This window comes from Herbiconiux daphne (assembly GCF_024979295.1).
Taxonomy (GTDB): domain Bacteria; phylum Actinomycetota; class Actinomycetes; order Actinomycetales; family Microbacteriaceae; genus Herbiconiux; species Herbiconiux daphnes.
The window spans coordinates 1-932 of the sequence record NZ_JANLCJ010000203.1 but is presented as its reverse complement, the minus strand read 5'-3'; the positions used below and the strand labels follow the sequence as shown (position 1 = coordinate 932).

The 932-nt window shown below is 36.4% G+C and carries 2 protein-coding genes; both read left to right on the top strand.

Annotated features, from left to right (window positions below; all coding sequences use genetic code 11):
* Window positions 1-262: 262 nt before the first annotated feature.
* Window positions 263-394, top strand: a complete 132-nt coding sequence (locus N1032_RS24110) for a hypothetical protein (protein ID WP_259543000.1) — start codon at window positions 263-265, stop codon at window positions 392-394.
* Window positions 395-737: 343 nt separating this feature from the next.
* On the top strand, window positions 738-914 hold the full coding sequence (locus N1032_RS24105; protein ID WP_259542998.1) for a hypothetical protein: 177 nt from the start codon (window positions 738-740) through the stop codon (window positions 912-914).
* Window positions 915-932 lie beyond the last annotated feature (18 nt).

Below are 932 nucleotides of genomic sequence, written 5' to 3'. Positions count from 1 at the left end.
AATGAAATTTTTGGGGGGTGAGTTTTTGAAAAAACAAGAAGGGGTTCAATTTTAAGGGATTATTTTTTTGAAGAACTTTTAAATGAAAATCCAATTTTTAGAATGGTTTCAGGAAAAGAATTTAAAGATGTTGTCGGTGATGAAGGTTATGTAGTGGTTAATTGAGACACACATAAAGGTACATATGGTGGGTCTTGAGGTACTTATGGTCTATCTGACATAAACAAAGCAATAGCAAAAGTAAGTAGATTGGAGAAACAGAATGCCTAAAAAGAAAGCATGGGGGCAACATTTTCTCAATGAAGGCAAGTCTTACAAATCAATTAAATTTGAACCACAAGCAGATGACAAGAAGGAGATGAGAAAATATGGCAGACAATTCAAAAATTTTTAAGGTTGAGTATTGTTTCAAAAACAAACCTTGACAGACGGGTGAAGAGATTATTGCCGAGCATGGTGAAGAGTTTTTCAAAAAGAACCTTGAGGAGCAACTTTTCTATGACTACAAGAGTGATAACCTTGACAAACTAATCACATTCATCATGAACATTCCCAAATCTCATTTTGAGAAAGGTTTCCCCTGAAGAAACGAAATCATCATTGACGGACAGGTGGTTAAGGTTTGAACAGGGAAAAAGAAAACAAGATATGGGGAAGAGTTTCACATCAGCTTTGAAAACCTTAAGGCGACTTGGGGCGGAACAAATTCCAAATCGCATCCCGTCAAGGTCAAAGACGTGATGATTGACAGGATTAGGAGAAAATATGAATATGACAATCCATACAGGCATGTAATCAGTGACATTGAAGACAACTCTGAATATTTCCTCAAAGAAGAAACCTTTGATATGATTGAAAAAACGGAAGAGATGGAGGTCAAGGATGCTGACGATTACATGAAGAGCATTGGATAAGCAAGGAGAAGAACACAC